Genomic DNA, 25,565 nt, shown 5'->3' with positions numbered 1-25,565 from the left:
TCACTCGATGTTCTGGACCTGCTCGCGGAACTGTTCGACCAGCCCCTTCAATTCAAGCCCAATGGCGGTCAGCGACACGTCATTGGCCTTGGAGCACAACGTATTGGTTTCGCGATTGAATTCCTGGGCGAGGAAGTCGAGGCGGCGGCCGATGGCCCCGCCCTCCGCCAGCATGGCCCGGGCGGCGGCGACATGCGTCACCAGCCGGTCCAGTTCCTCGCGCACATCGACCTTGGACGCCATCAACAGCGCTTCCTGATGCAGCCTGTCCGAATCGAAGCTGGCGCCGGTGTCCATCAGCACCCGCAACTGGTCGGCGAGCTTGGCACGGATCGCCTCCGGCCGGCGGGAGGGGTTTGCCTCGGCAGCGGCGGTGAGCGCGGCGATCCCGTCGAGCCGTTCTATGAGCACGAGGCCGAGAGCCGCGCCCTCCTGCGCGCGCATGGCGGCAAGTTCAGTCAGCGCCTGCGCGAAGCCGGCGACGACAGCCGCCTCCAGCGCCGCCCGCGCCGCCTCGCCCTCCTGAGCCTCGCTGATCTCCAGCACGCCTTTCAAGCCGATGAGGCTTTCAAGCTGCACCGGCGGAGCGCCAAGCTCCTCGGCGACACGGCGCACCGATTGCGCGATGGTGCGCAGCACCTGCTCGTTGACGCGCACGCTGACCTCGGGGTCCTCCCGGGTGAGCGCGAGATTGGCGTTGACGTTGCCGCGCGAGAGCACGCGCGCGGCGGACTGCTTGAGGCCCGTCTCCACGCCGTCCCATCCCCCGGGAAGCCGCAGGCGGACATCGAGACCCTTGCCATTGACCGATTTGAGCTCCCAGACCCAGCTCCACGCGCCGCTGATGCCCTGCGTGCGTGCGAAACCCGTCATGCTGGCCAGCGTCATGCCATCCCCCTGCCCCGTCGCCAGACGGCGCGCGGACCATAACGGGGGCCGCCGCCGGCCTCAAGCCAGACGCGCCGCTATTGGGTCAATCGACGGCGGTGGCGCCGGTCGTGCCGGACGTGCCGGCGGGCTGGGCGCCTGGATCGACCTTGCGCTCCCGCTCGATCTGGCGCCAGCGCGCGACATTCTTGTTGTGCTGGTCCAGTGATGGTGCAAAGGCGTGCCCTCCCGTGCCGTCGGCGACGAAATACAGGTTGTCGCTCTTCGCCGGACGGGCGGTGGCCTCCAGCGAGGCGCGGCCGGGATTGCCGATCGGCGCCGGCGGCAGGGCCGGTATCGTATAGGTGTTGAACGGCGTGGGCGTCGAGATGTCGGTGCGCGTCAGCGGACGCTCCAGCCGGCCCTTCCCGCGCACCAGCCCGTAGATGATCGTCGGGTCCGATTGCAGGCGCATCTTCTTGTTGAGTCGGTTGACGAACACCGCCGCTACCTCGGACCGCTCCTCGGGAACGCCGGTTTCCTTCTCGACGATGGAGGCGAGGATCACCAATTCCTCCGGCGACTTCAGCGGCAGGGAGGGGTCGCGCTTCGCCCAGACTTCCTTCAGCGTCGCGTCCTGGGTGCGGGCCATGCGGCGCAGCACATCTTCGCGCGAGGTGCCACGCGTGACCTTGTAGGTGTCTGGCATCAGGCTGCCTTCGCGCGGCACCTGCCGCACGGCGCCCGACAGTTCCGCCATCTCCAGCAGCCGCTCGACGATCTGGTCGCTGGTCAGACCCTCGGGGACGGTGACGGTGTATTCGATCACCCGGCCGGAGACGATGGTGTCCAGAACCTGCTGGATCGAGGCGCCGGCTGTGAAAGCGTACTCGCCGGCCTTCAGCCTGCCCGAGGCGCGGCTGCCGACCGCCGCGCCGACGAAGACCCATTTGTCGTCGATGACGCCCTGCTTCAGCAGAAGGTCGGCGATGTCCATCACGCCGTATTCGTTCGGCACGATGACGGCCTTGTCCTGCGCCAGCGGGCCCGGCGCGTAGAAGCGTTCCTTGCCGATCCACAGCGCGCCGCCCCCCAGCACGATGGCGACGATCAGAAGCGTGAACACCATGCTGCCGGCGACGACAAGGGGATGATTCGCCCGGCGCGACGCCTTGTGCGGGTCGGGGGACTTTCCCGGCGTCGGGGAGATCGGATCGGTCATCGGAAGCCTCGCCTAGCGTTCGCGGGCAGCGCAACGCACTGGCAGACTACCCGAAAAGATGGCGAAAGCGGGAAAACGCCTGTCTTAAAGACCGCAGTTCCCCAGCGTTCGCCCCGCCGCGTTCACTGCGTGTAGCGCTTGAAGACGACGGAGGCATTGGTGCCGCCGAAGCCGAAGGAGTTCGACAGCGCGTAGTCGATCTTCCGCTCGCGCGGCGTGTGCGGCACGAGGTCGATGGCCGTCTCGACCGACGGGTTGTCGAGGTTGATCGTCGGCGGCGCAATCTGATCGCGGATCGCCAGCAGGGAGAAGATCGCCTCCACCGCGCCGGCCGCGCCCAGAAGATGGCCGATGGCGGACTTGGTGGACGACATGGAGACCGTCGCGGCGCTGTTGCCGAGCAGGCGCTGCACGGCGCCAAGTTCGATCCCATCCGCCATGGTCGAGGTTCCATGGGCGTTGATGTAGTCGATTTCGGCCGGGCTGATGCCGGCTCGCTTCAACGCTGCCGTCATGCAGCGGAAGGCGCCGTCGCCGTCCTCGGAAGGGGCGGTGATGTGATAGGCGTCGCCCGACAAGCCGTAGCCGACAATCTCGCCATAGATCCTGGCGCCGCGCGCCAGAGCGTGCTCCAGCGCCTCTACCACCACGACGCCGGCACCCTCGCCCATGACGAAGCCGTCCCGGTCCCGGTCATAGGGGCGCGAGGCCTTTTCGGGGGTGTCGTTATAGCTCGTCGACAGCGCACGGCAGGCCGCGAAGCCCGCCATTGCCAGCCGGTTGATCGGTGATTCGGTGCCTCCCGCGACCATCACGTCGGCATCGCCGAAAGCGACCAGACGGGCCGCATCGCCGATGGCGTGAGCGCCGGTGGAGCAGGCCGTGACGACCGCATGGTTCGGCCCCTTGAGGCCGTGCTCGATCGACACATAGCCGCCGGCAAGGTTGATCAGGCGACCAGGAATGAAGAAGGGGGAAACGCGCCGCGGTCCGCGCTCCTGCAGCAGCAGGGCGGTCTCGGCGATGCCCTGAAGGCCGCCAATGCCGGAGCCGATCAGCACGCCACTGGCGCACTGGTCTTCATATGAGGTGGGGTGCCAGTCGGCATCATCCAGCGCCTGACGGGCCGCCGCCATGGCATAGATAATGAATTCGTCGACCTTGCGCTGCTCCTTCGGCTCCATCCACTGGTCGGGATTGAAGGTTCCGTCGGTGCCGTCTCCCCGTGGAAGCTGGCAGGCAATCTTGGCCGGCAGGTCCGAGACGTCGAAGTTCTCGATGCGGTTTGCGCCGCTCTGCCCGGCCAGCAGACGCTGCCAGGTAATCTCGACACCGCATCCGAGCGGCGTCACCATGCCGAGGCCGGTAACGACGACGCGCCTCATCCGATATCTCCGGAGAACTTCTGATCAGGTGGCGCCGCGACGGGCGAACCGTCGCAGCGCGCGGGAGCGGCGATCAGGCCGCGTTCTTTTCCAGGAAGTTGATGGCGTCGCCGACGGTCAGGATCGTCTCGGCGGCGTCGTCCGGGATTTCGCAGTTGAAGGCTTCTTCAAAGGCCATGACCAGTTCGACCGTATCGAGGCTGTCGGCGCCGAGGTCGTCGATGAAGCTCGCATTCTCGGTAACCTTCTCGGGCTCGACGCCCAGATGCTCGGCTACAATCTTCTTCACGCGCTCGGCAATATCGCTCATCGGTTCACCCTCGTCCGTATCCGGAGGTTGCTACGTTATACCATTTGGCCCCCGCGCGAACGCGGCGTTGGCGGCCTGTTTTTTGCCCCGATTACAGGATGTCCTGAACGTTTCCGCGATGGAGTTGCGGTGTCCAACCTGTGAGCCGTGGCGGCTGTTAGCACACTTCAAACGCCAAAACCAGCACCGTAAAGGGCGGGTTAACAGCGCTCTGGGCGGGCTTCGTCAGATCATGGCCATCCCGCCATTCACGTGCAGCGTCTGCCCCGTGACATAGCCGGCCTCGCTGGAGGCGAGGTAGACGGCGGCGGCCGCGATATCCTCCGGCGACCCCAGCCGTGCGGCCGGGACAGCGGCGAGAATCGCCTGTTTCTGCTTGTCGTTCAACACCTCGGTCATCGGCGTGGCGATGAAGCCCGGGGCGATGCAGTTCACCGTCACGCCGCGCGCCGCCACTTCCTTGGCGAGCGCTTTGGACATGCCGATCATGCCGGCCTTGGCGGCGGCATAATTGCCCTGCCCGGCATTGCCGGTCACGCCCACAACGGAGGTGATGCCGATGATGCGGCCGGAGCGCCGGCGCATCATGGTGCGGGCGGCTGCGCGGGTCAGGCGGAAGCCGGCGGTGAGGTTCACCGCAATCACCGTGTCCCACATTTCGTCGGTCAGCCGCACGAACAGCCCGTCACGGGTGATGCCGGCATTGTTGACCAGAATGTCGATCTCGCCCATGGCCTCTTCGGCCTGCGGCACCAGCTGCTCCACCTGCTCGATATTCGAGAGGTCGCAGGGCAGCACATGGGTACGCTCGCCCATCTCGGCGGCGAGCGCCTCGAGAACTTCGCGTCGGGTGCCCGAGAGCGCCACCGTGGCGCCCTGCGCGTGCAGTGCCTTGGCGATGGCCCCGCCGATCCCGCCGGTAGCGCCGGTGACGAGTGCCGTCTTCCCCGTCAGATCGAACATGGGAACCTCCTGAATTGCTGTCTCAAGCCTGCGCCGGTGCGACGGCGAAGGCGGCGACGTCCTCGGGCGCGCCGATACTGACGGCGGCCACCTGACGGGCGATGCGCTTGGTGAGGCCGGCGAGCACCTTGCCGGTGCCGACCTCGACGAGCCGGGTCACGCCCTGCTCGGCCATGAAGGCTACCGATTCGCGCCAGCGTACCGTGCTCGTCACCTGGCGAACCAGAAGAGACCGAATCTCGTCCGGCGCGCTGACGGGGGCTGCGGTCACATTGGCGACCAGCGGCACGCGCGGCACGCGAACCTCGACGCCGGCCAACGCCTCGCGCATGGCGTCGGCGGCGGAGGCGATCAGGCGGCTGTGGAAAGGGGCGGAGACGGTCAGCGGAATGGCGCGCGAGGCGCCCTCGCGCCGGGCGATCTCGCAGGCACGCTCGACGGCGGCGGCATTGCCGGAGACGACGACCTGGCCGGGCGCGTTGTCATTGGCGATGTCGCAGACCTCGCCTTGCGCGGCCTCGGCGGCGACAGCGGCGACCTTGTCGAAGTCGAGCCCGAGAATCGCCGCCATCGCACCCGTGCCAACAGGCGTCGCTGCCTGCATGGCGGTGCCGCGCAGACGTAGCAGCCGCGCCGTATCCGTAATGGAGAGAGAGCCGGCGGCGGCGAGCGCCGAATATTCGCCGAGCGAATGGCCGGCCACAAAGGCGGCGTCACGGGCGAGATCGAGCCCCGCTTCGGCTTCCAGCACACGCAACGCAGCGAGAGAGGCCGCCATCAGGGCGGGCTGGGTGTTCGCTGTCAGGGTCAGGGCGTCGAGCGGCCCGTCCCACATGATGGCGGAGAGCTTTTCGCCCAGCGCCGCATCAACTTCATCGAACACCGCGCGGGCCACCGGGAACTGATCGGCGAGGGCCTTGCCCATGCCGACGACCTGGCTGCCCTGACCGGGGAAAACGAACGCGATGCTCATGACGTTGCGATATCCATTCCTCTTTGAATTGGCGGCCGCAGGAACAACGCCCTGCGTCCCATGTCAAGCTGCATGCCCCCCGTCGCCCAGACCTCGGCGGTTCTCAACCTCTGAAACAGGCGCGCGCCAGCGCATCCTCCGTCGGGGGGTAGCCGGGGCGCATCATTGGCAGCTCATCGGCACTCTTATATAGGGCGGCATGCGGAAGGCGGTGGTGCCGGAGCGGCTGCTTATACGCAGACCCCCTCTCGCGGCTTTTCCATCGAACCTTGATTTTCCGCTCTTTTCGCGTATAAGCCCGCGCACTGTCAGTCCCGGCCGGGGGCTGAACGGACGGTTGCGCATGGCTTTTTGCCGGGCGTGGCAGCGAATCCGAGGGTTCGCGTCGTCCCGTGTCCCCGCCTTCGAGAATATTCGAGCCTTTCCGGGCTCGAAGGGCTCGGCGTCGGGACGATGGCCGCAATAGTGCGGAACATAGGAAAGGCACGACACATGGCTCTTTATGAGCACGTGTTCCTCGCGCGCCAGGATGTGACGGCGCAGCAGGTCGAGGAACTCACGGCACGCTTCAAGGGCGTGCTGGAAGCGAATGGCGGCTCGGTCCCCAAGGTCGAGTATTGGGGTGTGAAGACCCTCACCTATCGCGTCCGCAAGAATCGCAAGGCGCATTTCTCGCTGCTGAACATCGACGCCCCGCCGGCCGCCGTGGCCGAGATGGAGCGCCAGATGCGCATCGACGAGGACATCCTGCGCTTCATTACCGTTCGCGTTGAAGAGCTTGAAGAAGGCCAGTCGGTCATGCTGCAGAAGCGTGATCGCGACGATCGTGGCGATCGTGGCTTCGGTGATCGCGGCTTCGGCGGTGATCGCGGCTTCGGTGGCGGCGGGCGCAGCTTCGGCGGCGACCGCGGTGGTGATCGTGGTGGCGATCGCGGCCCGCGCCGTGACCGCGAAGAGGCTCCGGCCAGCGTGGAGACTGAGTGATGGCTTTCGGTGGCACCGGCGGCGCAGCCGCAAACACGTCGGGCGCGCGTCGCCCCTTCTTCCGCCGTCGCAAGACCTGCCCGTTCTCCGGCGCCAACGCGCCGAAGATCGACTACAAGGACGTGCGACTGCTGCAGCGCTACATTTCCGAGCGCGGCAAGATCGTTCCCTCGCGCATCACGGCCGTTTCGGCCAAAAAGCAGCGCGAACTGGCTCAGGCGATCAAGCGCGCGCGCTTCCTCGGCCTGCTGCCCTTCGTGATCCGCTGATCGCGTAGCGCCTTCGTCCCCGGCCACGGCCGGGGACGCTTCACGACGTAAGATGACGACCGGCCCCGGAATTCCGGTGGCTTTGGCTGGGATGGACGGTGATCCACCCCTAACCGCTAAGGGCGGGACAGCAAGTCGATGGTTCAGAACTCGCTCATAGCGCTGGGTGCCGGCGCGGCGTCTGCGCTTCTGGTTGCGACCGTCGCGACCGGCAGCCCCCTTGCCCTCCCCCTCTTCTACCTCGCTCCGCTTCCGGTGCTGATCGTCGGCCTCGGCTGGACACACGTCTCGGCGCTGATCGCCGCCTCGGCAGCGGCTGTCGCCATCGGCGTGTTCTTCGGCGTCGAGCTTCTCCTCGCCTATATCGCTGGCGTCGGCCTTCCCGCTTATGTGCTCTCCTATCTGGCCCTGATGGCGCGCGAGCCGCAGCCCGGCGCGCCGCTTGAATGGTTCCCCGTCGGCCGCGTGGTACTCGCCGCTGCCATCCTCGGCTGCCTGGCGGTGGCCGCGTTGATCCCGCTGGTGGCGGGAAGCGTCGAGGGTTATCAGGCAGCGCTGCGCACGCTGTTCCAGGCGATGTTCGAAGAAAGCCCCGGCGCCGGCGGGCCGGATGTCGAGCGTATGGTGGACCTTCTGGTCCTGATCATGCCGCCGGCGGCCGCCGTCGTCACCATGGTGACGCAGATCGGCAATCTCTGGCTTGCCGCGCACATCGCCCGCGTCTCCGGCCGGCTGATGCGGCCCTGGCCGGATCTCGCGACGATCTCAGTTCCCCGTCCGGTTGCCGTGCTGCTCGTGGGCACGTTCATCGCCACCAATCTGGCGGGCGGCTTCGTCGGGCTGATGGCGCAGCTTTTGACCTCCACCCTGGTCATGGCCTTCGCCTTCATCGGGCTCGCCACCATCCACTGGATCACCCGCGGTGCCGCTGGCCGCGCGCTGGTCATTGCCACGGTCTGGATCGCCGCGCTCGCACTGGGCTGGCCCTTCGCGCTGCTCGCGCTGCTGGGCCTCGCCGAAACACTGTTCGGCGTGCGCCAGCGCTTCAAAAAGGGCGGTCCGCCTGGGCGCCCACCGGCCGCCAACGACGTCTGAACCCACCCAAACTTTTCGCCTTGACGCATTGAATGGAGAACTGAAATGGAAGTCATCCTGCTTGAGCGTGTCGCCAAGCTCGGCCAGATGGGCGAAGTCGTTCGCGTACGCGATGGCTATGCCCGCAATTTCCTCCTGCCCTCGGGCAAGGCGCTGCGCGCCACCAAGGAGAACAAGGGTCGCTTCGACTCGATGAAGGCCCAGTTGGAGACCCGCAACCTCGAACTCAAGTCCGAGGCCAGCAAGGTCGGCGAGAAGATGAAGGGCACCGAGATCGTGCTCGTCCGTCAGGCCGGCGAAACCGGCCACCTCTACGGCTCGGTCTCAACCCGCGACATCTCCGACGCCCTGACCGCTGCCGGCTTCTCGGTCGAGCGCCGCCAGATCGTCCTCAACCAGCCGATCAAGACCATCGGCGTGCATGACGTGCCGGTCACGCTGCATCCCGAGGTCGAGGTGTCGATCCGCGCCAACGTCGCCCGCAGCGCCGAGGAAGCCCAGCGCCAGTCGCGCGGTGAGGACCTCAGCGTCGTGCGCGACGACGAGGACGAGGACGAGAGCGAATACTTGGAGACGGCCGATGACGAGGCCGCCGCCGAGGAAGAGGCTGAGGAAGCCTGAAGAATTGACGTTACGTAATACGTCAGAAGGCAAAGCCCGGCCGGTCACGGCCGGGCTTTTTTGCATTGAGGCACTTCGCGGCATGTTGCGAGGCGAATAAGGGTGTGATGCAATGATCGGCAGGTAACAAACATGCCCAGAGCATGGGCAGGCAGTCTTCAAGCGGAGACGAGCCTTTTGCGGTTTGTCGTCCCCCGACTGCCCATATTTGGGGTTGGCCGATGGAACGGTTGCTTGCCCAAGTCCTCGCGCGCATCGCGCGCCATGGCTCTCTTGCCGTCACTTTTGCATCTGGAGCGCGCGCCATCTTCGGCGATGGCAGCGGCGAACCGCTAGCGGTGCGCTTCACCTCGAATGCCTGGCAACGCCAGATCGTCCTCGATCCCGAACTCACCTTCGGCGAGGCTTATATGGAGGGCGGGATGGTGGTCGAGCAGGGCAACCTCGCCCAGGTGCTCGCCCTCCTGATGTCGCAGGTCGGCCTGCAGGTACCGAGCGCCAGCGCGAAGTTCTTCATGCGGCTGCGCTTCCTGTTCCGCCGGCTCGCCCAGTTCAACCCGCCCGAGCGTTCACAGAAGAACGTCGCCCATCACTACGATCTGGACGGACGGCTCTATTCGCTGTTCCTCGATGCCGACCGGCAATATTCCTGCGCCTATTTCGAGGCGCCCGGCCAGTCGATCGACGATGCGCAACTGGCGAAGAAGCGGCACATCGCGGCCAAACTTCTGTTCGATCGGCCGAACCTCACGGCGCTGGACATTGGCTGCGGCTGGGGCGGGATGGGACTGTACCTCGCCGGCCATGCCGGCGCCCGCGTCACCGGCGTCACGCTCTCGCAGGAGCAGCTCGGCGTCGCCCGTTCGCGCGCCGAGGAGCGGGGCCTGTCCGGCCGCGCCGACTTCCTCCTGCAGGATTATCGTGACGTGCCCGGCCCGTTCGACCGCATCGTCTCGGTCGGCATGTTCGAGCATGTCGGCGTCGGTCATTACGAGGAGTATTTCGCCAAGGTGGCGGAACTGCTTGACGACAACGGCGTCGCTCTCATCCACTCCATCGGTCGCTCAGAAGGGCCGGGCATCACCAATCCGTGGATTGCGAAATACATCTTCCCCGGGGGCTATATCCCGGCGCTGTCCGAGGTGCTGCCGGCCGTGGAGAAGGCGGGCCTGCTTGTCACTGATATCGAGATCCTGCGCCTGCACTATGCCGAGACGCTCAAAGCCTGGCGCGAGCGCTTCCTTGCCCACCGCGAGGAAGTGGAGCGGCTCTATGATCCGCGCTTCGTGCGGATGTTCGAGTTCTATCTCGCCTCGTCGGAGATGGCCTTCCGCCACCAGGGAATGATGGTCTTCCAGATCCAGCTTGCCAAGCGCGAAGGCGTGGTGCCGCTGACGCGGAACTACATCGCTGACGGCGAGGCCGCGCTGCGCGAAGTGGAAAACCAGAACCGCCCCGGCCTGCGGCTGGCCGGCGAGTAGCCCGCCACCGCTGCGACCCGGCCCGATGGTGGCCGAATCCCGTCAAGCGAGATTCCGCTTTCCACAGGCCCTCCACAGGACAAAATAGGCGCTGTGCGATTCGTCCCGGACTTCTCCCCGGAGCAGCGCTAGCTGTGGCCTTGGTCCACCCGCACCCGGAACAGCCATGCTCGATTCTCCGAACCGCCCCACGGCGGAGACCGACGCGTCCTATCGCACCGCCCCGCACAACATCGAAGCGGAACAGGCGCTGCTGGGCGCGATCCTCGTCAACAACGAGGCGTTCTACCGGGTCTCGGACTTTCTGGAGCCGAAGCACTTCTTCGAGCCGATCCACATCGCCATCTACGAGACCACCTCGGCGCTGATCCGCGCCGGCAAGGTGGCAACGCCGGTGACGCTGAAGACCTTCCTGCCGAGCGATTTCGATGCCGCCGGGCTGACGGCGCCGCAATATCTCGCTCGCCTCGCCGCCGAGGCGACGACGATCATCAATGCCGAGGACTATGGCCGCACCATCTACGACCTCTCGGTGCGGCGCGACCTGATCCAGATCGGCGAGGAAATCGTCAACGAGGCCTATGAGGCGCCGATCGACGCCACGCCGCAGGAACAGATCGAGGAAGCGGAAAAGCGCCTCTACGAGCTGGCGGAAACGGGTCGCTACGATGGTGGCTTCATGCGCTTCAACGACGCGCTGAAGGAAGCCGTCGACATGGCGAGCCGCGCCTTCCAGCGCGACGGCCACCTCTCCGGCACCGCCTCCGGTCTCAGCGATCTCGACCAGATGATGGGCGGGTTGCAGCCGTCCGACCTCATCATTCTTGCCGGCCGTCCGGCTATGGGAAAAACCTCGCTCGCCACCAACATCGCCTTCAATGTCGCGGCGGCCTATAGTTCGGAGACGCTGCCGGACGGCTCCATCCGCGCGGTCGACGGCGGGGTGGTCGGCTTCTTCTCGCTGGAAATGTCCGGCGAACAGCTCGCCACCCGTATCCTCGCCGAACAGGCCGAGATCGCCTCCTACAAGATCCGTCGCGGCGACATCTCCGAGCATGAGTTCGACAAGCTCGCCAGCTGCGCGCAGATGATGCAGACGATCCCGCTCTATATCGACGACACCGGCGGCATCTCCATCGCCCAGTTGCGCGCCCGCGCCCGTCGCCTCAAGCGCCAGCGCGGCCTCGATTTCATGGTGGTGGACTATCTCCAGCTGCTCACCGGCTCCTCCAAGAGCTCTTCGCAGGGGCGCGTGCAGGAAATCACCGAGATCACCACCGGCCTGAAGGCGCTGGCAAAGGAGCTGAGCGTGCCGATCATGGCGCTCTCGCAGCTCTCGCGTCAGGTGGAGAGCCGGGACGACAAGCGTCCGCAATTGTCCGACCTTCGCGAATCCGGTTCGATCGAGCAGGATGCCGACGTGGTGATGTTCGTGTTCCGCGAGGAATATTACCTCAAGGGCCGCGAGCCGAAGGAAGGCAGCGAGGAATGGTTCAAGTGGGATCAGGACATGAAGGCCGCGCAGGGTGTCGCCGAGATTATCATCGGCAAGCAGCGCCACGGCCCCACCGGCACGGTGAAGGTCTCGTTCGAGCCCCAGTTCACCCGCTTCTCCAACCTGGTCCAGTCCGACCGCCTGCCCGAGCCGTGAGGGCCGGATCTTGAACGCCCGCGACATCCCGCTCGCCGAAGCCGGCGGGCTGCTCACCATCGACCTCTCGGCGCTGGCGGCAAACTATCAGGAGTTGGTGCGCCGCGCGGCACCCGCCGCCTGTGCCGCCGTGCTGAAGGGCGATGGCTACGGGATCGGCCTCGCGCCCGCTGCCAAGACCCTGTGGCAGGCCGGCGCGCGTACCTTCTTCGTGGCGCTGCTGGGCGAGGCGCGTGACCTGCGGGACCTTCTTCCGGACGCGGAGATCTTCGTCCTCAACGGCCTGTTCCCCGACACCGAGGCGGCCTATCGGGAACGCAATTTGCGCCCGGTGCTCGGCAGTCCGGCGGAAATCGCGCGCTGGCGGGCGTTCTGCGAGCGCACCGGCGAGGGACTGGCCGCCGCGGTCCATGTCGACACCGGCATGAACCGGCTGGGCCTGACGCCGGCCGAGGCGGTGAGCGTCGCCGAGGGACGCGCCGAACTCGGCTTCCCGCTGGCGCTGGTGATGAGCCACCTCGCCTGCGCCGACGAACCCGTCCACCCGCTCAATGCGCGCCAGCTTGAAGATTTCCGCGCCATCGCCGCGCTGTTCCCCGATGTGCGCGCCTCGCTGGCGAACTCCGCAGGGACGGTTAGCGACCCAGCCTATCATTTCGACCTCGTGCGACCCGGCATCGCCGTCTATGGCGGACGGCCACGGGGGGATGTTGCTCCCCTGCGGCCGGTGGTGCGGCTGGAACTGCGCATCGCCCGCATACGCCATGTGCATGAGGGAGAGACGGTCGGCTATGGCGGCGCCCACACCGCCATCCGCCCCTCGCGCGTCGCCATTCTCTCCGCCGGCTATGCCGACGGTATCCCCCGCCTTGCCGGCGCCTCGGATGTGCGCCCCGGCGCGGAAGCCGTGGTCGCCGGCCATCGCTGCCCGCTGATCGGCCGCATCTCGATGGACCTGCTCGCCGTCGACATCACCGAACTCGCGGAGGATGTGGTGCAGCCGGGCGACTTCGCCACCCTGCTCGGCGACGGGCTGACGCTCGACAACCTCGCGCGCCACTCCCACACCATCGACTATGAAATCCTCACCTCGCTGGGCCGGCGCTATCACCGCCGCTGGGTGTAGTTGGAGCGCAGGCGACGCTCCGGCAGACCATCGCGCACCCCGGCGCGGAACGCCTGGACGAGTTCGTCTCCATTGGCGAGCCATTCCGGCGCAATGAAGCCTCGCCCGACCTCGAACTGGATGTCGACGCGGGTAATGCGCGGCCCGGCGCCCTCCATCCTCTTGCGGAAATGAAAGTTGCGCACCTTCCTCCAGGGAAGATTGCGCCCCGCCCAAAGCGTGACACCCGCTTCATCAACCTGATAGACCGAAAAACGCCGACGCAACCACAGTATTGCGCTCCCCACGCCGAGCGTGAGCGGCAGCAGGACAATGAACCACAGCAGAAATCGACCGTTCAATCGCGCAACGACTGTCATCTTCACGATTCGGAATGATGAAACGGAAATTCGTCTCGCCGCAGGACGACTGCATGAGATGTGAAGCAAAAGCCGCGCCACATGCCGCGCGAGGCGCGCGAGCGTTCGCTTGGTCATTTTGGCTTGCCGCGTATAACGGCTAGAAGACGGCCACCAGAACAAACCTGATCGGTCCTCCATGGCCAAGCGCACTGCCTCTGTCATCTGCCAGATCTGCGGCGCGGTGCATTCGCGCTGGCAGGGCCGCTGCGATTCGTGCGGGGCGTGGAATTCGATCGCCGAAGAGGCGACGGCCACCGACACCATGCCGGCCAATCTGCGGGGCGGGCGCCGGGGGCGGCTGATCGCGCTGGAAAGCCTCACCGGCACCTCGGAGGACGCCCCCCGGGTTCAGGTCGGAATTTCCGAACTCGATCGCGTGGCCGGCGGCGGCATCGTGCCAGGCTCAGTGCTGCTCATCGGCGGCGATCCCGGCATCGGCAAGTCGACGCTGCTGATCCAAGCCTCCGCCGCGCTGGCGAGCGCCGGGCACCGCATCATCTATGTCTCCGGCGAAGAAGCCGTCGCCCAGGTGCGCCTGCGCGCCGAGCGGCTTGGCCTTTCCGGCGCCCCGGTGGAACTCGCCGCCGAAACCAATGTCGAAGACATCGTCGCGACGCTCTCGGAGGGCCGGCGGCCGGTGCTGGTGGTGATCGATTCGATCCAGACCATGTGGACCGACACGGTGGAATCCGCGCCCGGCACGGTGACGCAGGTGCGCTCCTCGGCGCAGATTCTCATCCGCTACGCCAAGCGCGCCGGGGCCGCCGTCATTCTGGTCGGCCATGTGACGAAAGACGGCCAGATCGCCGGCCCGCGCGTGGTCGAGCACATGGTCGATGCCGTGCTCTCCTTCGAGGGCGACGGCGCTCACCATTTCCGAATCTTGCGGGCGCAGAAGAACCGCTTCGGGCCGACCGACGAGATCGGCGTGTTCGAGATGACCGGCCTCGGCCTCGCCGAAGTGGCCAACCCTTCCGAACTGTTCCTGTCGAACCGCGACAGCGGCGCGCCGGGCACGGCGGTCTATGCGGGCATGGAGGGCACACGCCCGGTGCTGGTGGAAATCCAGGCGCTGGTGGTGCCCACAAGCCTGGGCACGCCGCGCCGGGCGGTGGTGGGCTGGGACCCCAGCCGCCTGTCCATGGTGCTCGCGGTGCTGGAAGCACGGTGCGGCATCAAGCTCGGCGGCCATGACGTGCATCTCAACGTCGCCGGCGGCTTCCGCATCAGCGAACCGGCGGCTGACCTCGCCGTCGCGGCGGCGCTCATCTCCTCGCTGGCGGGGACGGTGCTGCCGCCGGACAGCGTCTATTTCGGCGAGATCAGCCTCACCGGGGCGGTGCGTGCCGTGCCCCACGCGGTGGCGCGGCTGAAGGAGGCGGCCAAGCTCGGCTTCACCCGGGCCGTGGCGCCGTCGGCCAAGGGTGCGGGCGCGGCAGGGCGAGAGCCGGCCGAGGCCCCCCTCGCGATCGACGCCATTGCCTCCCTTGGGGATATCGTCGCCGCAATCGCCGCCAAGGGGCCGCGCCGCGCCGCACCAGCGAAGCAAGAGGGATGACGCGCGCCCGGCGCCGCGCTATACGTCGCCCCTGCCTCCTGCGAGGCTGGAAGGCGCAGATTCGCTGTGCTTTCCCGCGCACCACCTCGACCACGGTGAGATCGTCTTGACGCTCCTCGACATCATCCTGATCGCCGTGATGGTTGTGTCCGGCCTGCTCGCCATGGTCCGCGGCTTCGTGCGCGAGGTCTTCGCCATCGTCTCTTGGCTCGCGGCGGCGCTGGTCACGCTTTATGCGTATCCGCACGCCCTGCCCTTCGCCAAGCAGTACATCGCCAACGACACCTTCGCGATGGCGGCGACGGTCGGCACGCTGTTCATCGTCACCCTGCTGATCGTCTCGATTATCACGGTGCGAATCTCCGACCTCGTGCTCGACAGCCGCATCGGCGCGCTCGACCGCACCCTCGGCTTCCTGTTCGGCCTCGCCCGCGGCTTCCTGATCATGGTTGTGGCCTTCCTGTTCTTCAACTGGCTGGTCCAGAACGAGCAGGGCCAGCCGGAGTGGATTCGTGACGCGCGTGCCAAGCTGGTCTTGCAAAGTGCGGGTGACTGGCTCATTTCCATTCTGCCGGAAGACCCCGAGAGCCTCATCCGAGAGATGCGCAGCTCGAAGGACGCCGAGCCGACCGAGCCGCCGCCTGAGCCCGTTGCACCGGGTACCGCGCCGGTCACGCCGGCCCCGGTGACGCCGTCGGCGCCTTAATTCGACCGCGCCCATGGGACAAGGCGTCCCGGGCGCAGTTGTTTTTGAGCACAGTGGAGCGGGCGCAGCCTTGAACTGCGCCGAGGAGCGAAGATCCTATGGCCGATCTGATGGGTGATCACGTGGCGCCGAAATCGGCGGAATCGGACGATTTCTACGACGAATACGGGGACACGCTGCGCGAGGAGTGCGGCGTGTTTGGCATTTATGGCCACCCCGACGCGGCGGCGATAACGGCCCTCGGCCTGCATGCGCTGCAGCACCGCGGCCAGGAAGCGGCAGGCATAACCACTTATGACGGCAGGCGTTTCCACTCCGAACGCCGCCTCGGCCTGGTCAGCGACGCCTTCTCCGACGGCGAGGCTATCAAGCGCCTGCCGGGGCATATCGCGGTTGGCCACGTCCGCTACTCGACCACCGGCGAAACCATTCTGCGCAACGTCCAGCCGCTGTTCGCCGAGCTCGACGGCGGCGGCTTCGCGATCGCCCATAACGGCAATTTGACCAATGGCCTGACGCTTCGCCGCCAGCTCATCCGCGACGGCGCGATCTGCCAGTCGACCTCCGACACGGAAGTGATGCTTCACCTCGTCGCCCGTTCCAAGCGCCCGCGCTTCACCGAGCGTTTCATCGACGCCCTGCGCATGCTGGAAGGCGCCTATGCCTTTGTCGGCCTCACCAACAAGAAGCTGGTGGGCGCCCGCGACCCTCTCGGGATTCGCCCGCTGGTCCTCGGCGAGCTCGACGGGCACCCGATCCTGACCTCGGAGACCTGCGCCCTCGACATAATTGGTGCGCGCCACGTGCGGGACATCGAGCCCGGCGAGGTCATCGTTTTCTCTTCGGACAAGGTGGAAACCCTGCGGCCCTTCGGCAGCGTGCCGCCCCGCCCGTGCATCTTCGAGTACATCTATTTCGCCCGGCCGGATTCGGTGGTGGGCGGACACTCGGTCTATCAGGTCCGCAAGACCATGGGCATGCAGCTTGCCGCCGAGGCGCCTGCCGATGCCGACCTCGTGGTGCCCGTGCCCGATTCCGGCGTGCCGGCGGCCATCGGCTACTCGCAGGCCTCGGGCCTGCCCTATGAACTCGGTATCATCCGCAACCATTATGTGGGGCGAACCTTCATCCAGCCGACCCAGTCGGTGCGCGACCAGGGCGTGCGGATGAAGCACTCGGCCAATCGCGCCGTGGTCGAAGGCAAGCGGATCGTGCTGATCGACGACAGCCTGGTGCGCGGCACCACTTCAGTGAAGATCGTGCGGATGATGCGCGAGGCCGGCGCCCGCGAGGTGCATTTCCGCATCTCCTCGCCGCCGATCACCCATCCCGACTATTACGGCATCGACACGCCCGACCGCGACAAGCTGCTGGCCGCCACCCACGACCTCGAAGGCATGCGCCGCTATATCGGTGCCGATAGCCTCGCCTTCCTCTCCATCGACGGCATTTACAAGTCGATGGGCTATGAGGGCCGTGACCCGCTGCGCCCGCAATTCACCGACCATTGCTTCACTGGAGAGTACCCCACTTTGCTCTCCGATCGCGAGGGTGAGGTGTCGCCCCGTCAGCTCTCCCTGCTGGCCGAGGCGAGCTGACCGCAATGGTCGAGCTTCGCGAATGGCATCGCGGCCGGCTTATCGACCACGTTTCGCTGGTGGTCGCCGACTATGAGGCCTGCCGGCGTTTTTATGGGGCCGTGCTCGCGGTTCTCGGCGTGCCGCTGGTCGAGGGCGACGGCTATTTCTTCGCTGATGAACTCTTCGTCTCGCCCGGCGACCCGCCGACCGGGCGGGCGCACATCGCCTTCCAGGCGAGCGACGAGGAAACGGTGCGCCGCTTCCACGCCGCCGCGCTTGCCGCCGGCGGGCGCGACAACGGGCCGCCGGGCCTGCGCGACTATCATCCCGGCTATTACGCCGCCTTCGTGCTCGATCCCGAGGGCAACAACATCGAAGCGGTCACGCACGGCCCGGCCCGGCGCTCCGTGCCTTCCGTGGTCATGACCGACGACACCTGAGCCTTCGAGGAAACGCCATGTCCGACCTTTCCACGGCAGAGCCTGCCGCGCGTCCGCTCGACGGCCGCATCGCCCTCGTCACCGGCGCCACACGCGGGATCGGCCATGCCACCGCCCTGGCCCTGGCCGCGGCCGGCGCGCATGTGGTGGCTGTGGGCCGCACCAGCGGCGCGCTCGAGGAACTCGACGACGCGATCGTCAAGGCAGGCTCGACCGCGACTCTCGTGCCCCTCGACATCAAGGATGGCGAGGGCATCGACCGGCTCGGCGGCGCGCTTTTTGAGCGTTTCGGCAAACTCGACGTCTTTGTCGGCAATGCCGGCGTGCTCGGTCCGATGACGCCGCTGGCGCAGGTCGACCCCAAGGAATGGAACGACACGCTGGCAGTAAACCTCACCGCGAACTGGCGGCTCATCCGCTCTCTGGACCCGCTGCTGCGGCTCTCCACCGCCGGGCGGGCAGTGATGGTGTCCTCCGGCGCGGCGCACAAGGCGCGACCGTTCTGGGGCCCCTACGCCGTCACCAAGGCGGCGGTGGAAGTGCTGGCGCGCACCTGGGCGGCCGAGGTGGAGAACATCTCCAGCCTAAAGGTCAACCTGATCAATCCGGGCCCGATCCGCACCCGCATGCGGGCCAAGGCGTTCCCGGGCGAGGACCCGAACACGCTGCCCACGCCCGAAGAGGTGGCGCGGGCAATCCTCGCGCTGTGCCTGCCGAGCTTCGAGGAAACCGGCCGTCTCTACGACTTCCCCAGCCAGAGCCTCAAGGACTACCGGCTTCCGACATGAATGCCGGATCCTTACCCGCAACGAAAAAGGGACGGCTCGCGCCGTCCCTTTTTTATTCCGCCTACTCCTTCTCGGCGTAGGGATTGTCCTTCTCGCGCAGCGTCAGCCGGATCGGTACGCCGGGCAGGTCGAAGCTGGCGCGCAGATTGTTCACGAGATAACGCACATAGCTCTCCGGCAGTGCGTCGGCACGCGAGCAGAACAGCACGAAACTTGGCGGGCGGGCCTTGGGCTGGGTGATGTAGCGCAGCTTGATGCGGCGCCCCGAAACCGCCGGCGGCGGGTGCTGGTCGGTGGTCTCGATCAGCCAACGGTTCAGCGGATTGGTGGCGACCCGGCGGTTCCACACCTCATGCGCCTGCTGCACGGCGCGCACCAGACGGTCCAGCCCCTCGCCGGTCAGGCCCGACACCAGCACCACCGGCGCGCCCTTGACCTGCGAGAGCCGATCGTCGGCTTCCTCGCGCATGCGGGTGACGAAGCCCTGCTGGTCCTTGACGAGATCGGACTTGGAAATCGCCAGAACCACCGCCCGCCCCTCGCGCTCGACGAGATCGGCGATGCGCAGGTCCTGTTCCTCGAACGGATGCGTCGCGTCCATCAGCACGATGACGACTTCAGCAAAGCGAGCGGCGCGCAGGCCGTCAGCGACGGAGAGCTTTTCCAGCTTGTCCTCGATCCGGGCGCGCTTGCGCATGCCGGCGGTATCGAACACGCGCAGTTCCACCCCGTGGCGCTCGATATCGACGGCGATGGAATCGCGGGTGATGCCCGCCTCCGGTCCCGTGAGCAACCGATCCTCGCCGAGCAGTGCGTTGATCAGGGTCGACTTGCCGGCATTCGGGCGCCCGAGCACGGCGACGCGGATGCGCCGGCCGGCCTCGGATTCTTCCTCTTCATCCCCTTCGTCCGGCACGCACAGCGCCAGCGCGCGGAGAAGATCGCCCATGCCGTCGCCATGCTCGGCGGAAACCTCCACAGGCTCGCCGAGCCCCAGGGCGTAAGCATCCAGCGTGCCGCTCTCGGAGCCCTTCGCCTCGGCCTTGTTGGCGACGAGAATGGTGTGCTTGCCGGAGCGGCGGGCGAGCTCGCCGAAGGAGCGGTCGCTCGGCGTGATGCCGGCCTTGGCGTCGATCATGAACAGCAGCACGTCGGCGTCGGCGATGGCGGCCTCAGTCTGCGCGCGCATGCGGCCTTCGAGCGATTCGGCCTTCGCCTCCTCCAGCCCCGCCGTATCAATGATGCGGAACGACAAATGCCCGAGCCGGGCGTCGCCCTCGCGTCGGTCGCGCGTTACGCCGGGCCGGTCGTCGACCAGCGCCAAACGCTTGCCGACCAGGCGATTGAACAGCGTCGACTTGCCGACATTCGGCCGGCCGACAATCGCGACGGTCATCGTCATGGGAAAAGAGGGCCTCCGCGCCCGGCAGTTCTACTGAGCCGGGGCGGCGCCAGGACCGGCAGCGGACGCCGCGCCCTCGGCCGGCGGCTCGTTCATATAGGGATTATAGGCCGAATTCGCCGGCTGCGGCGGTGCCTGATTGTAATCGACCCCGGGCACGCCTTCGGGAAACACCGGCGCGCGCGCGCCGGGCAGCGGCTTTTCGCGCTCGTTGAAGGGGTTCAGCGATTCGAGCGTTTCGCAGCCGGCGGCACCGAGCGCGAGACCCAGCACCGGCAGCAACAGCAGGGCGCGACGCAGGCGCGAGCGGAACGTGGACATCTCTTGGCGCATCAGCATCTCCTCACGGCGCGGCGGGGGGGGCCGCCGCCGGCTCGGATGTCGGGGATGTCGAGGGCGCCGCAGCGGGCACCTCGGGCGAAGCAGGCACTGCGGCCGGCTCCATCGCCGGCGGTGTCGTCTGTGCCGGGGCGGTGGAGGCGGTGGGCGCCGGCAGTGGCAGCGACGACGCCGCGAGTGTCCGAATCAGATCCGCGCGGCGGCGCAGCCCGGGAGGGGTTTCGCCGTCACCGAGAACGGCGGTGAACGTCGCGGTCGCGCCCACATAGTCCCCGGCTTTGTACTGGGCGAGGCCGATGATCTCGCGCGCCGAATGGCGGAACGCCCCCGTGGGGGTGTCGAGCGGCTTCATCCGGCTTTCGATGTCGGCAAGCGGGGCGGTGTCGACCAGCAGCAGGCCGGCGCGAATCTGCGCCACATTCTGCATCAGCGGGCTTATCGAGGCGTCGCGCGCCAGCGCATCGTAATCGGCGACGGCGGCTGTGCGGTCGGTCTTTGCGAGTTCGTCGGCGGAGCGAAAGCGGGCCAGAACGCGGTAGCCGCGAGGGGCGTCCTTCTCAAGCGCGGCGAAGGCAGCCTCGGCCTCGGCGGTCTTGCCCTCGGTGGACAGCGCCATCGCCGCCTCGAACTGCGCGCCGGCGGCCTGATCCTGATGCATCCGCCACCATTCATAGCCGCGCCACCCGGCGACGGCGACGACGATGAGCACGGCAAAGCCGATGAGATAGGCGCCGTAGCGCGTCCATAGCCGACCGAAACGCTCGCGGCGCAGGTCCTCGTCGATCTCGTTGAAGATGTCAGCCATGTCGCGTCCGTGGGCACTCGTCGGAAGGGCGCCGCAGATGCGCGGGGCCGGTACTGGAAAGGGCCGCGTAAACTACCGATGCGGCTTCAACAAGGCAAATCGCGCGGTGCGCGGCGTCCACACCGCGCCCTTTGCCCGCGCGAGCCTGGATTCTAGCTCTTCTTCGGGGCGTAGACATGCTCCGGCCCGGGGAAGCTGCGCGCGCGCACCTCGCTCGCATAGGCCTCCACCGCCGCGCCGATGGCGGGGCCGATTTCGGCGAACTTTTTGACGAAGCGCGGCACGCGATCGGACAGGCCGAGCATGTCTTCGAGCACGAGAATCTGTCCGTCGCAGGCTGGCGAGCCGCCGATGCCGATGGTGGGCGGAGCGACCTCCTGCGTGATCTGGCGGGCCAGTGGCTCGGAAATCGCCTCCAGCACGATGGAGAACGCACCGGCCTCCGCGATCGAGCGGGCATCGTCAAGAATCAGCGCCGCGCTCGCCTCGTCGCGGCCGAGCGCCTTGAACGAGCCGAGTGTGTTGATCGCCTGCGGGGTGAGACCGACGTGGCCCATGACCGGCACACCGCGATCGGCGAGAAAACGCACCGTCTCGGCCATGCGGCGCCCGCCTTCCAGCTTGATGGCGCCGGCGCCCGTCTCCTTCAGCACCCGCGCGGCGGTGGCGAAGGCCTGCTGCGGCGAGCCCTCATAGGAGCCGAAAGGCAGGTCCACCACCACCAGCGCCCGCGCCGAGCCGCGCATCACCGCCTGCCCCTGAAGGATCATCATGTCGACCGTCACCGGCACGGTGGTTTCCAGCCCGTGCATCACCATGCCGAGCGAATCGCCCACCAGCATGAAGTCGACATGCGGGTCGACAAGACGCGCAGTGTGGGCGTGGTAGGCGGTCAGCGAGACGATCGGCTCTCCACCCTTGCGCGCCCGGATATCGGGTGCGGTGAGGCGGCGGGCAGCGGACTGGACGGACATGTCAGGCAGTTTCCTCGTTTTCTTGCAAGGGCTTGGTCAGCCCATGACCGGCACCCCGACAATAGCGGGATGGAACCAGAAGGAGAGGATCGCATAAAGCACGACACCGCCGCCGACCGCAACGAAGTCGCCCCACCAATTGGCGGGGGCGACCGGCAGGGGCGCTGCGCGGCGCTTGGCCATGATCCGCAGAACCACCGCCCACGCGAGCAGAACGACGGCAAGAGTGACGGTCGCGGCGTCGCCATTGGCGAGCAGATGCGCCAGCGCCCAGGTCTTGATCGCTACCAGGAACGGGAATTTCAGCCGCGCCTTGATGTGGCTCGGCACCAGCGCCGCCACCGCGAAGATGCAGGCGAACAGCATCAGCAGCAGCGCGAGATGGCGCAGTCCGGCCGGCGGGTTGTAAAGCTGCGCGGGGCCTTCGGCCCGCCACTGGCCGAAGCCATAGGCAATCATCAGAACGCCGATGATGGCGAGAACGCCGTGCACGATCCGGTAGGCGGTGACGCCGAACTGCGCCGTGACCGCCGCGGCCATCTTGCGGCGCGCGGCGACGATGTGAATGGCGACAAACAGGGCGAGCCCCGTCAGCATCAGGATCATGATCGTGCTCCCCGGTGTGCGATGGCGCGCACGCTAGATCGTTTCCAATCCCCGCGCCATCCGCAGGTGGGCTGACTATTTGTCCCGGTCCGCCCGCAGCGAGCGCCTCGTGCCAATGCCTGCCTTCCGCCAACACCTGGATGTGTAAACCATAAGCGGTATCGGCTCTCCCGCGCCCGAAGGTTGCGTGTCACAATGATGACGCCATCGGTTTGGGGGAACCGGAATGAAATCCGTGCTGGCGATTGTCTCACTGGGCCTGTTGTTGGCCCTCGCACCGTCAGCGCGCGCCCAGGGGGTCGTGGCAACAGCCACCAGCGCGCCGCCGGCCACAGGTCTGCGGGTGGCGGCTCCAAGTGACGCCGCGCTGGCCACGATCGCTGCGCCGCCGGCAATGAGCCCGCCCTCGACCGCCACTCCGGGGGCGCTCTCCGCCCCCGCCATGTCGACCACGCCGCCCGCTGTCCCCTCCCCTGCGGCCTTTGCGACACCGCCGGCGCAGGCGATAGCGATCGGGAACCCTGCCGGCCCGCTGGAAGAAGTCCTGCCGCCACCACCCGATGTGAGGGTGGAGATCAGCCTCTCGAAGCAACGCATGCGTGTGATGGTGGAGGGGGTCGAGCGGCACGCCTGGCCGGTCTCCACCGCCCGCAAGGGCTATCGCACCCCGCTCGGCAGCTACCGACCCGAGCGCATGCACAAGCGCTATTTCTCGCGCAAGTACGACAACGCGCCGATGCCCTATTCGATCTTCTTCCACAAGGGCTGGGCGATCCACGGCACCAACGATCTGCGCCGGCTCGGCCGCCCTGCCTCGCATGGCTGCGTGCGGCTGCACCCCAGCAATGCGAAAGCGCTGTTCGCGATCGTCGGGCAGTATGGCCGCGCCAATACGCGGATCGTGGTCGTGCGCTAGGCCGGCCCCTATTACGGCAGGGTTCAGCCGGTCTTCTTCACATCCTTCACATCGGTGAAGACGATGCCCGGCCAGCGGTCGCCGGTGTAACCGATCATGAAAGCTGACGGGCTGAGGAACACCAGATCGCCATCGAGATCTTCCGCCGTTGACAGGCGGTTACCGGCGGCGAAATCGTCGAGCTTCTTGGGGTCTTCCGACGATACCCAGCGGGCGAGCTGGAACTCCGACATGTCGAAGCCGACCTCCAGCCCGTATTCGGCCTCCAGCCGGTTCTTGAGCACGTCGAGCTGCAGCGGGCCGACCACGCCGACCAGCGCCGGCGAGCCGTCGGTGGGGCGGAAAACCTGCACCACGCCTTCCTCGGCCATTTCCTGCAGCGCCTGCTTCAGCTTCTTGGCCTTCATCGCGTCCGGCAGCTTCACCCGGCGCAGAATTTCCGGCGCGAATGAGGGCACGCCGATGAAATTGATGTCCTCACCCTCGGTCAGCGTGTCGCCGATGCGCAGATTGCCGTGGTTGGGAATGCCGACGACATCGCCGGCATAGGCTTCCTCGGCCAGCTGGCGGTCCTGGGCGAAGAAGAATTGCGGCGTCGCAAGACCCATCGGCTTGCCGGTACGCACCAGCTTCGCCTTCATGCCGCGCTGGAGCCTGCCCGAGCACAGGCGCGCAAAGGCTATGCGGTCGCGGTGGTTGGGGTCCATGTTCGCCTGGATCTTGAACACGAAGGCGGTCATGCGCGGTTCTTCCGCCTCGACCCGGCGCTTGTCCGCCTGCTGCGCGCGCGGCGGCGGGGCGTAGCGCCCGAGGCCTTCGAGCAGGTCGCCGACGCCGAAATTGCGCAACGCCGAGCCGAAATAGACCGGAGTCAGGTGCCCTTCGAGGAAGGCCTGCAGCTCGAACGGGTTGCACACCTCGCGCACCAGCCCGAGTTCCTCGGCCAGCGTCGCTTCCTTGAGGGTGACGTTCAGCGCGGCGATTTCCGCCATGCTCATCTGCCGCAGCGCGCCGGTCTTGCCCTCATCGCCATCCAGAAGCCGCATGCCGCCGCTGGCGATGTCCATGGTGCCGACGAAGTCCCGCCCCTGCCCCACCGGCCAGGTCATCGGCGTGGTGTCGAGGGCCAGCGTCTTCTCGATCTCGTCGAGGATGTCGAACGGGTCGCGGCTCTCGCGATCCATCTTGTTGATGAAGGTGATGATCGGAATATCGCGCAGGCGGCAGACTTCCAGCAGCTTGCGGGTGCGCGCCTCGATGCCCTTGGCGGCGTCGATCACCATCACCGCCGCGTCGACGGCGGTCAGCGTGCGGTAGGTGTCCTCGGAGAAGTCCTCATGGCCCGGCGTGTCCAGCAGGTTGAACACATGGCCGTTGAACTCGAAGGTCATCACCGAGGTGGCGACAGAGATGCCGCGCTCGCGCTCGATCGCCATCCAGTCCGAGCGTGTCGAGCGCCGGTCCTTCTTGGCGCGCACCTGACCGGCCAGCTGGATCGCGCCGCCGAACAGCAGCAGCTTCTCCGTCAGCGTGGTCTTGCCCGCATCCGGGTGCGAGATGATCGCGAAGGTGCGCCGGCGCGCGACCTCGGTGGCGATGGGCGATGCGGCGGAATTGGAGAGAGCGTTCATGCAGGCGGATGTGGCAGGGAAGCCGCGCCGGATCAAGGGGTGGCGTGCTTTAGCGCGTCGCCGACCCTCCGCCGGCCCCGCTTAGCCGAACTGCGCCTCGTACGCTTCCGGCTTGAAGCCCACCAGCAGCGTACCGTCGACATCCAGCACCGGCCGCTTGATGAGTGAAGGGTGCGCCTGCATCAAAGCGAGCGCCTTCTCCTCGTCGATATCTGCCTTTTCCGCCTCTTCGAGCTTGCGGAAGGTGGTGCCGGCGCGGTTGATCAGCCCTTCCCAGCCGACCTTGCCGGCCCATTGCCCGAGCCGTGCGACGTCGATCCCGGCGGTCTTATAGTCGTGGAAAACATAGGTCACGCCTCGCCCGTCAAGCCAAGCGCGTGCCTTCTTCATCGTGTCGCAGTTCTTGATGCCGTAGATCGTGACGCCCACACCCGCCTCCTCGCAATGCCGTCCCGTCATAGCCGGGGCGGCG

General features: G+C 67.0%; 27 protein-coding genes. 13 read left to right on the top strand and 14 right to left on the bottom strand.

Going from position 1 to position 25,565, the window contains the following annotated elements; translation table 11 throughout:
- The 6 genes from EV667_RS08530 to fabD form a co-directional block, all read right to left on the bottom strand.
- On the bottom strand, nucleotides 1-888 hold the full coding sequence (locus EV667_RS08530; protein ID WP_131834808.1) for a YicC/YloC family endoribonuclease: 888 nt from the start codon (nucleotides 886-888) through the stop codon (nucleotides 1-3).
- Nucleotides 889-973: 85 nt separating this feature from the next.
- Nucleotides 974-2,089: an endolytic transglycosylase MltG gene (mltG, locus tag EV667_RS08525; protein ID WP_131834807.1), complete on the bottom strand. Its 1,116-nt coding sequence runs from the start codon at nucleotides 2,087-2,089 to the stop codon at nucleotides 974-976.
- 122 nt (nucleotides 2,090-2,211) lie between these two features.
- A complete protein-coding gene (gene fabF / locus EV667_RS08520) occupies nucleotides 2,212-3,474 on the bottom strand; it encodes a beta-ketoacyl-ACP synthase II (RefSeq protein ID WP_131834806.1) in 1,263 nt (420 codons plus the stop codon).
- A 73-nt stretch (nucleotides 3,475-3,547) separates the two neighbouring features.
- Nucleotides 3,548-3,784 (bottom strand): acyl carrier protein, encoded by a 237-nt coding sequence (locus EV667_RS08515; protein ID WP_131834805.1) that lies wholly within the window; start codon nucleotides 3,782-3,784, stop codon nucleotides 3,548-3,550.
- 225 nt (nucleotides 3,785-4,009) lie between these two features.
- Nucleotides 4,010-4,747: a 3-oxoacyl-[acyl-carrier-protein] reductase gene (gene fabG, locus EV667_RS08510; RefSeq protein ID WP_131834804.1), complete on the bottom strand. Its 738-nt coding sequence runs from the start codon at nucleotides 4,745-4,747 to the stop codon at nucleotides 4,010-4,012.
- A 22-nt stretch (nucleotides 4,748-4,769) separates the two neighbouring features.
- Nucleotides 4,770-5,720, bottom strand: a complete 951-nt coding sequence (gene fabD, locus EV667_RS08505) for an ACP S-malonyltransferase (RefSeq protein ID WP_131834803.1) — start codon at nucleotides 5,718-5,720, stop codon at nucleotides 4,770-4,772.
- Between the two features lie 492 nt (nucleotides 5,721-6,212).
- Between fabD and rpsF the strand changes: the two genes are divergently transcribed.
- The 7 genes from rpsF to alr all read left to right on the top strand — a co-directional run bounded on the left by rpsF (nucleotide 6,213) and on the right by alr (nucleotide 12,947).
- A complete protein-coding gene (gene rpsF / locus EV667_RS08500) occupies nucleotides 6,213-6,704 on the top strand; it encodes a 30S ribosomal protein S6 (protein ID WP_131834802.1) in 492 nt (163 codons plus the stop codon).
- Nucleotides 6,704-6,973, top strand: a complete 270-nt coding sequence (gene rpsR / locus EV667_RS08495; protein ID WP_018390316.1) for a 30S ribosomal protein S18 — start codon at nucleotides 6,704-6,706, stop codon at nucleotides 6,971-6,973. Before rpsF ends, rpsR begins: the two co-directional genes overlap by 1 nt.
- A 138-nt stretch (nucleotides 6,974-7,111) precedes the next feature.
- Nucleotides 7,112-8,068: a DUF2232 domain-containing protein gene (locus EV667_RS08490; protein ID WP_131834801.1), complete on the top strand. Its 957-nt coding sequence runs from the start codon at nucleotides 7,112-7,114 to the stop codon at nucleotides 8,066-8,068.
- A 45-nt stretch (nucleotides 8,069-8,113) separates the two neighbouring features.
- The gene (rplI, locus tag EV667_RS08485; RefSeq protein ID WP_131834800.1) at nucleotides 8,114-8,689 is read left to right on the top strand and encodes a 50S ribosomal protein L9; all 576 of its coding nucleotides are present in this window, start codon (nucleotides 8,114-8,116) and stop codon (nucleotides 8,687-8,689) included.
- 221 nt (nucleotides 8,690-8,910) lie between these two features.
- Entirely contained in the window at nucleotides 8,911-10,170 is a 1,260-nt protein-coding gene (locus EV667_RS08480) for a cyclopropane fatty acid synthase (RefSeq protein ID WP_131834799.1), read from the top strand.
- A 166-nt stretch (nucleotides 10,171-10,336) separates the two neighbouring features.
- The gene (locus tag EV667_RS08475) at nucleotides 10,337-11,821 is read left to right on the top strand and encodes a replicative DNA helicase (protein ID WP_131834798.1); all 1,485 of its coding nucleotides are present in this window, start codon (nucleotides 10,337-10,339) and stop codon (nucleotides 11,819-11,821) included.
- Nucleotides 11,822-11,831: 10 nt separating this feature from the next.
- Nucleotides 11,832-12,947 carry an alanine racemase gene (alr, locus tag EV667_RS08470; RefSeq protein WP_131834797.1) on the top strand — a complete coding sequence of 372 codons (1,116 nt, stop codon included), beginning with the start codon at nucleotides 11,832-11,834 and terminating at the stop codon, nucleotides 12,945-12,947.
- On the opposite strand, the gene EV667_RS22860 is transcribed toward alr, so the two are convergent.
- A complete protein-coding gene (locus tag EV667_RS22860; protein WP_245516037.1) occupies nucleotides 12,929-13,423 on the bottom strand; it encodes a hypothetical protein in 495 nt (164 codons plus the stop codon). The two genes, alr and EV667_RS22860, sit on opposite strands and share 19 nt — an antisense overlap.
- 61 nt (nucleotides 13,424-13,484) lie before the next feature.
- On the opposite strand from EV667_RS22860, the gene radA reads away from it, so the two are divergent.
- The 5 genes from radA (at nucleotide 13,485) to EV667_RS08440 (ending at nucleotide 18,420) form a co-directional block, all read left to right on the top strand.
- Nucleotides 13,485-14,906 (top strand): DNA repair protein RadA, encoded by a 1,422-nt coding sequence (gene radA, locus EV667_RS08460; RefSeq protein WP_131834796.1) that lies wholly within the window; start codon nucleotides 13,485-13,487, stop codon nucleotides 14,904-14,906.
- A gap of 100 nt (nucleotides 14,907-15,006) precedes the next feature.
- Nucleotides 15,007-15,612 carry a CvpA family protein gene (locus tag EV667_RS08455; protein ID WP_245516086.1) on the top strand — a complete coding sequence of 202 codons (606 nt, stop codon included), beginning with the start codon at nucleotides 15,007-15,009 and terminating at the stop codon, nucleotides 15,610-15,612.
- A gap of 98 nt (nucleotides 15,613-15,710) precedes the next feature.
- Nucleotides 15,711-17,210, top strand: coding sequence for an amidophosphoribosyltransferase (gene purF / locus EV667_RS08450; protein ID WP_131834794.1), 1,500 nt, complete (start codon nucleotides 15,711-15,713; stop codon nucleotides 17,208-17,210).
- Between the two features lie 5 nt (nucleotides 17,211-17,215).
- On the top strand, nucleotides 17,216-17,632 hold the full coding sequence (locus EV667_RS08445; RefSeq protein ID WP_131834793.1) for a VOC family protein: 417 nt from the start codon (nucleotides 17,216-17,218) through the stop codon (nucleotides 17,630-17,632).
- A gap of 17 nt (nucleotides 17,633-17,649) precedes the next feature.
- A complete protein-coding gene (locus tag EV667_RS08440; protein WP_131834792.1) occupies nucleotides 17,650-18,420 on the top strand; it encodes an SDR family NAD(P)-dependent oxidoreductase in 771 nt (256 codons plus the stop codon).
- A gap of 61 nt (nucleotides 18,421-18,481) precedes the next feature.
- Here the strand turns inward: EV667_RS08440 and der are convergent, their stop codons facing one another.
- The 5 genes from der to EV667_RS08415 all read right to left on the bottom strand — a co-directional run bounded on the left by der (nucleotide 18,482) and on the right by EV667_RS08415 (nucleotide 22,546).
- Nucleotides 18,482-19,822, bottom strand: coding sequence for a ribosome biogenesis GTPase Der (der, locus tag EV667_RS08435; RefSeq protein ID WP_131834791.1), 1,341 nt, complete (start codon nucleotides 19,820-19,822; stop codon nucleotides 18,482-18,484).
- A gap of 30 nt (nucleotides 19,823-19,852) precedes the next feature.
- Nucleotides 19,853-20,155: a hypothetical protein gene (locus EV667_RS08430; protein WP_245516036.1), complete on the bottom strand. Its 303-nt coding sequence runs from the start codon at nucleotides 20,153-20,155 to the stop codon at nucleotides 19,853-19,855.
- Between the two features lie 10 nt (nucleotides 20,156-20,165).
- On the bottom strand, nucleotides 20,166-20,966 hold the full coding sequence (locus EV667_RS08425) for a tetratricopeptide repeat protein (RefSeq protein WP_131834789.1): 801 nt from the start codon (nucleotides 20,964-20,966) through the stop codon (nucleotides 20,166-20,168).
- A 152-nt stretch (nucleotides 20,967-21,118) separates the two neighbouring features.
- Nucleotides 21,119-21,940 (bottom strand): 3-methyl-2-oxobutanoate hydroxymethyltransferase, encoded by an 822-nt coding sequence (gene panB, locus EV667_RS08420; RefSeq protein WP_131834788.1) that lies wholly within the window; start codon nucleotides 21,938-21,940, stop codon nucleotides 21,119-21,121.
- Nucleotides 21,941-21,976: 36 nt separating this feature from the next.
- The gene (locus tag EV667_RS08415) at nucleotides 21,977-22,546 is read right to left on the bottom strand and encodes an NnrU family protein (protein WP_131834787.1); all 570 of its coding nucleotides are present in this window, start codon (nucleotides 22,544-22,546) and stop codon (nucleotides 21,977-21,979) included.
- A 301-nt stretch (nucleotides 22,547-22,847) separates the two neighbouring features.
- Between EV667_RS08415 and EV667_RS23160 the strand changes: the two genes are divergently transcribed.
- The gene (locus EV667_RS23160) at nucleotides 22,848-23,462 is read left to right on the top strand and encodes a L,D-transpeptidase (protein WP_342636716.1); all 615 of its coding nucleotides are present in this window, start codon (nucleotides 22,848-22,850) and stop codon (nucleotides 23,460-23,462) included.
- Nucleotides 23,463-23,485: 23 nt separating this feature from the next.
- Here EV667_RS23160 and EV667_RS08405 read toward each other — a convergent pair whose 3' ends face one another.
- A complete protein-coding gene (locus EV667_RS08405; protein WP_131834785.1) occupies nucleotides 23,486-25,093 on the bottom strand; it encodes a peptide chain release factor 3 in 1,608 nt (535 codons plus the stop codon).
- A gap of 81 nt (nucleotides 25,094-25,174) precedes the next feature.
- Nucleotides 25,175-25,522 (bottom strand): ArsC family reductase, encoded by a 348-nt coding sequence (locus EV667_RS08400; protein ID WP_207907690.1) that lies wholly within the window; start codon nucleotides 25,520-25,522, stop codon nucleotides 25,175-25,177.
- Nucleotides 25,523-25,565 lie beyond the last annotated feature (43 nt).

Origin of the sequence: Ancylobacter aquaticus, from assembly GCF_004339465.1 — a bacterium.
Taxonomy (GTDB): domain Bacteria; phylum Pseudomonadota; class Alphaproteobacteria; order Rhizobiales; family Xanthobacteraceae; genus Ancylobacter; species Ancylobacter aquaticus.
This window is presented reverse-complemented; position numbering and strand designations above follow the sequence as displayed.